Raw genomic sequence first — 10,127 nt, forward strand, 5'->3', positions numbered from 1 at the left:
TCGTGGGCGAGGACCTCGGGGCTGGCGTCGCCGTTCCAGTGGGTCTGGTCGAGGTTGGGGTTGGCGGGGTCGACCTTGACGCTGGTGTGGGCGTCTGCCTTGTTGTCGGTGAACTCCAGGTTGAGGTGGAACTGGTCGCCGCTGGGCAGGCGGAAGCCCTTGTTGACCAGGTTGTTGACGCCGTTGGTGGCGTTGTCCTTGACCTGGGCGATGACGGCCGGGTCGACGTTCGCGGCAGGGTCGAGGTGCACCTTGACGGTGTACTCCTGCACGAAGTTGCCCGGCGTGGTCTCGATGCGCCGCAGGTCGTAGTTGATCAGACCCTGGTACGACTTGACGTTCGACGGCGTGCTGTCGGTTCGGACGTCGTGGACGATCTGGTCGACGGTCCGGACATCGGTGTCGTTGCGGCGGTCGGCCCACGTGCTGCGGTCAGCCGGGTTGTTCGGCGTCGACCAGTCCGCCGTCTTCGCCGGATCGTGCCGCCACGACTCGTCGGTCAAGACGTCCTTGCCCCGGTGCGACTCCGGCGTCGGCGGCGTCATCGCGGGTGGTGCGCCGACCTTCGGCACGTCCTTGCGGGTGCCGTCCGGGCTCAGGTTCGACTCGCGCACCGGCGGCAGCGGGGGAGCGGGTGGCGGGACCGCCGCCCCGGCACCGCCGCGGCTGCTCCCCGCCGGAGACGACTCCGCGGGCAGCGGGGGCAACGGCTTCTGGTCCGCGTCCTGCTTGCCCTCGGCCGGCGGCGGAGGCAACGGCTTCTCGTCCGGCTTCGCCGCCGTGGTCGTGCTCGCCTCGGCGGGCGGCGGCGGAGGCGGCGTGGTCGGCGGCGCGGGCTTCGGCGGCACCGGCGGCGGGGACGAGTTGTAGGCGTCGACCTGCTTGTCCGCCTCGGCCTTCGCGTCCCACCACTTCTTCTGCTCGGCGTCGGCGGCGGCCCTGGCGTCGTTGAGCTTGGTCTCCGCGTCCTTGATCTTCTTCTCGGCCTTGGCGCGTTCCTCCTCGATCGCCTTCCGGGCGGCCTCGGCCTCGGCGCGCGCGGTGGCGGCGTCGGCCACGGCCTGCTTCTGCGCCTCCCACTGCTCACGGGCGTCGATGGCGGCCTGGCGCCGCGCGTCGAGCTCCGTGCGCGCGTCGGTGAGCTGCTGCTGGGCGTCGTTCAGCGCGGTGTGCGCCGCGTCGGCCTCCTGCTCGAGCCGGTCCAGCTCGGGCTTCGGCGCGCCGTTGATCCTGGCGTCGTCGAGGAGGTTGTCGGCCGCGAGCGCGTCCTGGCTGAGCGCCGCGACCTGCGGCGTCAGCTGCTGGATCGTCGCGCGCACCGGCGGGACGTTCGCCTTGGCGTCCTCGAACGCCGTCTCCCGCTTGTCCGCCTCCGCCTTGGCGTCGGTCTCGGCCTGGACGGCCGCGTCCACCTTCGCCGTGGCGTCCTTCAGCGGCTTGTCGGTCCTCGCCAGGTCGGCGGCGGCGGTGTTGACGACCTCCTGGGCCTCGTGACGGGCCTCGTCGACCTTCTTCTCCGCGTCGCGCCAGGCGTCGGCCGCCTTCTTGACCTCGGTCTGGGCGTCCTTCAGCGAGTCGCTGAAGTCCTGCCTCAGCAGGTTCTCGACATCGGTGGCGGGCATGCGCACGCCGGCCGAGCCGGGCACCGTCAGGTCGACGACGCCGGTCTTGCCGCCGACCGTCGCCACCACGCGGTACTCGACGTCGAACTGCACGAGACCGGTGCGGGAGGAGTCCTTGGGCTTGACGGCGCCGCCCTGGGCCTGCGCGGGACCACCGGAGACGCCGGACGAGTCCTCGTTCGCGTGCCGCAGCTCGACACCGCCGGTGCCGAAGTTGACGGTGTCCTTCGGGTCGCCCTGCTTGACCGCCGCACTGCCCTGGGCGAGGCCCACCGACACGTCGGACGTGTCGGCGACCTTGGCCTCGCTGGAGACCTCGGTGGTCCTCGTGGCCTGCGGGGTCTCGATCCTGACGCCGTCGCTGAGCGAGCCGAGCCGCGGGTTCACCAGCTTCGCGTAGACCTTGACCTCGGCGTCCTGGCCGAACGCCAGCGCCGCCTCCTTCAGGCCCGGCACGTCGAGCGGGCCGGACAGCATCGACGGGAGGTGCGGCTGCAGGTTCTCCGGGCTGAGCGTGGAGTACAGGCTGTTGAGCGAGCCCGTTCCCTTGCCGGTCAGGCCCTTGCCCGCACCCGCGTCCGTCATCGCCTTCACGGCGGCGGCGCGCAGGTCCCGTGCGCCGCGCAGGTTCTCCACCGACGCGGCCGGGGGCAGCTGCGCCGCGCGCACGTCCTGCTGGAAGGCGGCCGTCGCCTCCGGCGTGCCGAACTCGGTGCCGCGCTTGCTCGCCGCCGACATGTACGGATCGGGGGTGCCCCGGCCGGAGGTCGGCTGGGAGACCTTCTGGTTGTCCGCGTGCGTGCGGATCACCATGTCCTGCTGGACGCTGGTGGCCTTCGCGATCTCCGTGTTGCCCTTCTCCACGACGAGCTCGAACTCGACCGGGACGTTGTAACGCGCCGCCGGTCCGCTCGCCGTGCGGCTGTGGCTGAACGCCTCGGTGGTCGAGGTCGTCACCGAGCTGCTCTGGCTCGACCCGATGTTCGCGCCCACCGCGAGACCCGCGGTGCCCGAGGTGTTCGGGTTCGCGCTGCCCGGCGAGGCCAGTCCCGGTGCCCGCAGACCGGCGCCCCAGCCGGTGCCGCGGCCGGTGCCGGCGCTGCCCTTGCGGGAGCCGCCGTCGTTGTGGGACATGTCGATGCCGTCGTTGACGACCTGGTCGAACTTCGGCTCACCCGTCTTGGCCCGCAGCGTGACCTGGTAGGAGTCCTTGCCGAACGTGCCGGGCTGGTGCACCAGCAGCGGCACGCCGCCGTCCAGCGCGCTGTCGATCATGGCCTTGACGCTCGTCGGCGAGTTCAGGTCGACGATGCGCTGCAGGTTGCTCATCGAGTCCTTGAGCACCGAGTCCGGGATCAGCGCCTCGCGGCCGAACTTCTTGGTGTTCTCGGACAGCTTCGTCGTGAGGTCGTTGACCGCGGCGGAGAGGTCGGGAACGGCCTCCACGTTGGACAGTCCGAGCGCACCGGGCTCACCCGGCGCCACCGTCGCGGGCGGCGCCATCTTCGGGAAGTCCGGCTTGGCGACGTCCGGCGCCACCTTCGGCAGGACGCCCATCTCCCGCGCGACGTCCTCCGACACGCGCAGGAACACCGACTTCGGCAGGTCCACCTTCACGCCCTCGGCGTTCGGCGTGCCGCCGTGCACGAAGTTCCCCGCGCGGCTCTCGCCGACGATCGTGAACTCGGCGTCGACCTGGACCAGCACGGTCCGCGCGTCGGCGGGCGTGCTCCTGCCGCGGTCGACGTTGCCGCCGACCTCGCTCGACTCGGTCTTGGTGGACGACCACGGCGTCACCTTGCCGGTGGCCGCGACACCGCCGGACCCGCCGGTCTGCGACGGCTGGCCCGCGGCGGGCGGGGTCACGTTGGGACGCACCGGCACGTTGATGCCCGCGGTCAGGTCGACCGACTGGCTCGTCGAGGTCGAGAAACCGGCCTTGTAGCCACCGCTGACCGAGTTGTCGGAGCCCGTGGCGTCCGAGATGGCCACCAGCTTCGCCTCGCCGAGCTTCACCGTCATGCCGATCGCGCCGGTGCGGTCGGTCACCCGGCGGTCGTACTTGAGGCCCTGCTCCTGCACGCCGGTCTCGATGAGCCGCTGCAGGTTCGCCTTGATGTTCTCCGGGGAGAACATCTTGTCGATCTGCGCCCGCGACGCGGTGCCCGGCGTGGTGAGCGCCGAGTCGCCGTTCGCCGCGCGGTCGAGCGCCTCGATGGCCTGCTTGCGCAGCTCCGCCGTGTTGGCGACGGCCTCCACGTTGAGGAACTCCGGCGACTTCGGCCGGGCCTCCTTGGGAGCCAGCAGGTCCTTCACGGTCGGAGAGTCGGCGAGCGGCTCGGCCTTCGGCTCACCCGGCTTGAAGCCGTCACCGGGGTCGTTCTTGAGCGTCGAGGAGTCCGACACCCACAGGTTGACCTCACCGTTGATCTTGTCGAGGCCGGCGCCGGTCTTGGCGACGGTCCTGACCTCCGGCGCCTGCTGACCGGGCAGGCCGGGCACGACGGTGCGGACCCACGTGCGGGGCCGGGTGAACGTGGTGATCTCGACCTCGAACTCCACGTCGCCGCGGAACACCTGGGCGTCCGGGCTGCCGGGGTTCGACGACGTGGCGCTCACGGCCGGTCCGGCCGTGGTCTTGTCCGTGGTCGAGTGGGTGTAGGACACGCCGGCCTGCGGCATCGGGGTGAGCGCGGCGACGCCGGTCTTGACCGGGATGTTCGCCCTGCCCGTGATGCCGCCGGTGAAGCCCTTGGTGGTGCTGGTGTTGGCGTCGAGCTTCGGGCCGGTCGTCGTGGAGTCGCTGACCGGGCGCGCGTCGGCCTGACCGAGGTGCTCCGGGTTGGTCAGCTTCGCCTTGACGGTGACGTTGACGTAGGTGTTCGTCGTCTTGCCGGAGTTCTTCAGCTGCACCTCGACGCCGGGGCCGAGGAGGCTGTCCATGTTCGCCTTCAGCGCGGCGGGGGAGAGGTTCGCGGTCAGCTTGCGCTGGTTCGCGAGCTGCTCCGCCACGTCGGCGAAGCCCTGGCCCTTGCTGGAGCGCGGGTTCGCGTTCGCGTCGTTCCACTTCGGCAGGAACTTGTCGAAGCCGGGCAGCTCCCGCAGCTTCTTCTCGACCTGGCTCTGCACCTCGGTGGCGGGCACGAACTCGCCCACCTTGGCGTTGCCCGCGGCGAGCGCGTCACCGACGTAGGGCGGCAGGAACCTCGTCTTCGCCGTCGCCGGGTCGGTCGTGGTGTTGCGGGTCCCTTCCGGGGTCGGCAGCCCCACCGCACCGGCCTCGTTGAGGCCCATGCGCATGAAGGTGGTGATCTCCGTCTTCACCGGCTTGCCCGCGGGGCCCTGGACCTCGACCTCGGCGGTGACCTCGTAGAGGCCGGTCTCGTTCTTGACGCCGATGCCGGTCTTGTGGCTGGAGCTCGACCCCGCGTTGACGCCCTCCGCGGTGCGCGCGGAGTAGGTGACGGTGGCACCGACCGTGCCGCCGACCTGGCCGGGCACCCCGATGTTGCCGCCGAACCCGGCGGTCACGTCGGCACCCGTCTTGGTGGACGCGGACACACTGCTGCCCCAGGAGGAGGTGTCCTTGATGTCCAGCGGCGCCGTGTCGTGCGTGCCGACCAGCTTCGCTTCCTTGAGCGTCGCCGTCATCTGCACCGCCGCACCCTTGCTCGCGTGCGGGCTGACCAGGTCGGGCGAGGTGACGAAGCCGCCGAGCATCGACGGCAGGTTGTTGCGCATCGAGGTCGGGCTCAGGAAGTCCTGCAGCGCCTGGCGGCCGGGCGAGCCGATCTTCGTGATCGACGGGTGCAGGTTCTCCGCGATGTCGGAGAACAGCTGCGCGGGGTTCTTCACCACCACGGCTTCCGGCACGACGTTCTCGGCCTTGGTGCCCCACGCCGGGTCCGTCGGCGTGACCGGGGCGGACGTCTTGCCCGAGTCGACGATCTTGCTCAGGTCGGCGGGCACCTGCAGCGTCACGTCCGTGCCGACGGGCGGCAGGGTCGCGTTCATCCGCGGGTTGCCGGACGCGTCGGTCAGCGTGATCTCGTACGAGACCGGGACGACGACCTTCTTGGAACCGTCGTCCGATCCCTTGATCGCGCGCTGCTCGGTGACCGAGTTGCTGGTGGACTGCGACACCGCGGGCGTCGCGAGCGCGGCCTTGCCGCCCAGCGAGCCGTACGGGCCCATCGCCACACCGGCCGTCACCGAACCACCGACGTCGTTGGACGTCGAGACGCTGTTCGTCGTCGAGGACGAGACGGCCGCCTGGTAGTTCTTGTCGACCTTCGTGTCCGCCGCGTCGGTGACCTTCGTGTCGGCGTCCGCGTGCATCTCCGCGCGGATGTTCGCCTCGAACCAGGTGTTGCCGATCTTCACCTGGAAGTTGCGGCCGCTGTCGAGGAACGTCTCGAACTGGGTCTCGAGCGCGCTCTTGATGCGGGCGGCGTCGTCGGGCTTGATGCCCTGGATCTCCGCCACGACCGCGTCCGCGCCGCGCACCTCGGTCGGCACGATCGAGCCGAGCGCCTTGTTGTCCTGGAAGAAGCTCGGCAGGTTCGTGTCCGGGACCTGGCCGACCGGCTGCGGCGCCATCGTGGTCATCGGGATGACCGGGTTCGGCGTCGGCTTGCGCGGTGCGGGACGGGTCTCGGGCTCCGGCTCCGGACGCGTGCCGGCGTCCGCCTCGGGGGCGGACCGGGTCTGCGTGTCGGCGTCGGGTGCCGGGCGCGTCTGCGTGTCGGCGTCGGGCGCGGGCGGCGCGGGGCGCACGTCCCCGTTCTGCCGCGCGTCCTGGAGCTGCTGGGTGAAGTCCCGGAACGCTTCGAGGTGGCTGGTGTTGTGCCCACCCGTCCGCGCGTCCTGGATCTGCTGGTCGACGTGGGCGCGCACGGCCGCGAGGTCGGCGTCGGAGTACTGCCGCCAGACGGGTGCGTTGACGTCGGCGGGCTGCTGCAACGCGTGCACGGTGAGCGACGCGTCGCGGTTGGCCGTGAGCTGGTCGATCCGGTTCTGGTTCCACTGGATGTCGCGGTCGGCCCGGTCCCTGCGGGCCGCCTGCTCGTCCAGCATCGACTGGGTCTTCAGGGCGTCGGGAACCAGGTCGGCCGCGTTCCAGCGGGCCTGGTCCGCCTTGGCCTTGGCGAGGCTCTTCTCGGCGATCTGCGTCTGCAGGTCGTAGAGGTTCGGCGCCACGGCGCGGCGGTTGATGTCGATCGCGTTCTGGATGGCGGCGGCGCGGTCGGGGTTGTTGCTGTACGCCGGGTTCTGCTGCATGTCGCGCAGCGCCGGGGTGTCGAGACCGTACAGCGACGCCTCGAACGACCGCTGCGGCGTACCCACCTGGACGGGGTCGAAGCCGCCGGGCACGACGCGGTCCACGTCCGGGTTCGCGGGCCGTGCCGCCGGGTCCTGCATGAACGGACGCGGCTGCGGTTCCGGGCGTGCAGCGGGTGCCGGTTCGGGCTGGGCGTGACGGCCCCCGTCGCCCGCGCGGCCCCTGCCGTCGCCGTCCTGCCTGCCGTCGCGGTCTTGCCTGCCGTCGCCGTCCTGCCTGCCGTCGCCGTCCTCACGGGCCGGCGCGTCGTTGTCCGCGGGGGCCGGCGGCGTCTCCGGCCGGTAGGGCACCGCGTTGTCGATGGCCCGGATGCTGTCCAGCTGCGCGTGGAGGTTGTCCAGCTCGGGCACCGGGTGACCGGCCACGCGTGCGTCGAAGATCAGGTTGTCGACGTGGTCCTGGAGGACCTCGATGTCCTGCGGCGACATCGACTGCCAGCCGGGAGCGTCCAGGTCGTCCGGCAGGTTCAGCGCATAGGTCGTGAGCGCGTCCTTGTGGTCGTACTGCAGCGTCGCCAGCTCGTTGGAGAGCTGCTGCTGGTACTGCTTGAGGTTCTGCTGCTCCGCCTGGCGCTGCGCCTGGTCCGTGCGCATCAGCTCGGACTTCAGCATGTCCGGAAGCGCGTCGGTGGCGTGCTTGAGGTCGTTCGCCTTGCGGTGCGTCTCGTTGATCTCGGTCTTCAGGTCCGCCAGGTGCTGCGGGATCCCGCCGGGCTTCTGCGCGATCTCCAGGTTGCGGGCCATCTGGTTGATCTCTTGCAGGTGGAACGGGTTGTCGCTGTGCAGCTCGGCGAGCTCGGCGAGCTCGGCGGAGGACCTGCCGAACAGCGAGGCCCTGAAGCCCGCGAACTCCTGTCGCACGGAGAGCCCGCCGTTGTCCGGCCGCGTGCCGGCATCGGACCGCACGTCGGCGTCCGAGTCCACGTCCGACCGGGCGTCGACGTCGGAGTCCACATCGGACTGGACGTCGGCGTCGGAGTCCACGTCGGAACCCAGCTGGATGACCGGTGCCTGGTCGAACTGGCGGTTCTGGAACTCCTGGGTCCTGGCGTCGAGGTCGCGCAGGCGTTCCGCGCGTGCCTCGACCTCCGCCGTCATCTGGGCGACCCGCTGTTGCAGGGACTGGACGTTCGCGTACATCTCCGCGGCGCGGTCGAAGCGGTTGGCGTAGTCGGGATTGCCGACGAACGACTGGTGCAGCTCCGCCTGCTCCACCAGCGCCTCGGCCTCGGCGATCTTCTGGTCGAAGTTCGTCGTGTCGACCTCGCCGCCGAACATGCGGTTCAGGAAGCCGTTGACACCGGTGTTCGCCGACTTGCCGAGACGGAGGTTCTCCAGCCCCTCCTTGGCGTTCTCCAGGTTCGTGGTCAGCGAGTCCAGGCCGCGCACGGAGGCGTGGGAGAGGACCTTGCGCACCTCCACCTCGTTCTGCACCCGCTGCTGCAGGGTCTTCAGCTCGGTGGCGTCGAACCCGGCGGTCTCCGCCTCCCTGATCTGCTCGGCCAGGTGGGCCTCGATCTCGGGGAGCTTGAGCAGCGGGATGCTCTTGAGGTTGTCCGCGTTCGGACCGGCGACGTGGGTGTCGACGAGGTGGGTCATGCCCAGCCTCGGGCCCTCGCCCTGGAGCACCTCGATCTGGGTGTCCGTGCTCTTCTTCAGGTCGGCGAGCGTCTCGATCTGCTCGTTGAGCGCCGCCGTCTGCGCGCGTTCCTCCGGCGACTGCATCGACTCGGGCTTCCAGGAGCCCTTGGCCTTGGCCTCGTCGATCCGGTTCTGCAGGTCCGCCGAGCGTTCCATCAACGCGTTCGTGAAGCCCTGCGGCCCGTCGGGGTGCGCGGCCGCGCGCTTGATCAGCTGGGTCCGCGCCGCGGCGATGTAGAGGCCGGGGTCCCTGGCCCCCTTGTACAGCTCGCCGACGGCCTGGTTGACCTCCGCGGAGGACTTGCCGCTGAGGTAGGACTCGAAGCCGACCCGCACCTCCTGCGCCGTCGGTCCGCCGAGCGCGCCGAACGTGCCGTCCTGCGAGTGGAGCTGGACCTGCGGAGCACCGTCCGGGCCGTGGACGGTCTGCACGCCGTTGTTGTCCACGACGACCTGGACGCCCAGCGCCTGGCCGATCGTGTCGGGGAAGTGCGTGGCGACCTGGGAGTCCGCCCACGACGGCGTCTCGATGCCCTTGGCGACCAGGTCGGCCGACGACGGGAACGCCCCGTTCGTCTTCACCTCCTGGGTGATGTGGTTGATCATCTCCACGTCGCCCGGCTTCATGCCGTCGGTCTTGAGACCGGCGTTGACGACCTCCCAGCGCTTCGCCGACCCGTCGGCGAGGTCGTTGGCGAGGTTCGCCCGCCACTGCTCGATCTTGGCGTCGCCCGTGAGCCCCGGCGTGTTCGGTTCCAGGTCCGGGTGGAACTTGGCCAGCGTGTCGGGATCGACGTTGTTCGCGGCGAAGTCGGCCAGCGCGGGCGGGTTCAGCCCGGGGTGGTTGTGGTTCTGCGGGTTCTGCCGGACGTCGTCGAGAACGGCGTCCACAGTGGACTTGACGTCACCGGTGCTCACCACGGGAGACGCGTTCGGCACGTCCACGCCCTGGAACGCCGCGCTGCGCAGCACGGACTCGACCAGGCCGACCTCGTCCAGCGCCGGCCGGTGCGTCTGGTCGTTGGGGCGGACGTCCACATCGGACTCGACATCGCTGTCGAAGTCGAAGCTGCCGGGCATCTTCGGCATGCCGCCGTCCATCGGCCGCGTCTGCACGTCCGGTCCGACGAAGGTCTTGGCGGGGGCGTCGACGTCCTGAGTGGACGGTGCGGGGGTGCTGTCCGGGCTGGGCGGAGTCCAGCCTGCCGGTGGTGGGACGGTGGCCGGTCCGGCGGGTTCGATGGTGGTGTCGGGCACCATGACCTGGCTGTTGGCGGTGCGTTCGATGAGCCAGAGGTGGCGGGGGAGGACGCCGGGGTCGGGCAGGTGGAGGTCGGCGCCCATGATGCCGCCGTCGTTCTGGTGGACGCCGGAGTTCGTCTCGTGTTGCTGGAAGACGCGGGTGCTGTCTTTGTACTCGTCGGGGATGCCGAGGTAGTGCAGGGTTTCGTGGGCGAGGACCTCGGGGCTGGCGTCGCCGTTCCAGTGGGTCTGGTCGAGGTTGGGGTTGGCGGGGTCGACCTT

The 10,127-nt window shown here is 70.6% G+C and carries 1 pseudogene; it reads right to left on the bottom strand.

What is annotated here, in order from left to right:
• Nucleotides 1-10,127, bottom strand: a pseudogene (locus BLT23_RS41235) (hypothetical protein); the annotation flags it as partial.

Origin of the sequence: Lentzea fradiae, from assembly GCF_900100955.1 — a bacterium.
GTDB lineage: Bacteria > Actinomycetota > Actinomycetes > Mycobacteriales > Pseudonocardiaceae > Lentzea > Lentzea fradiae.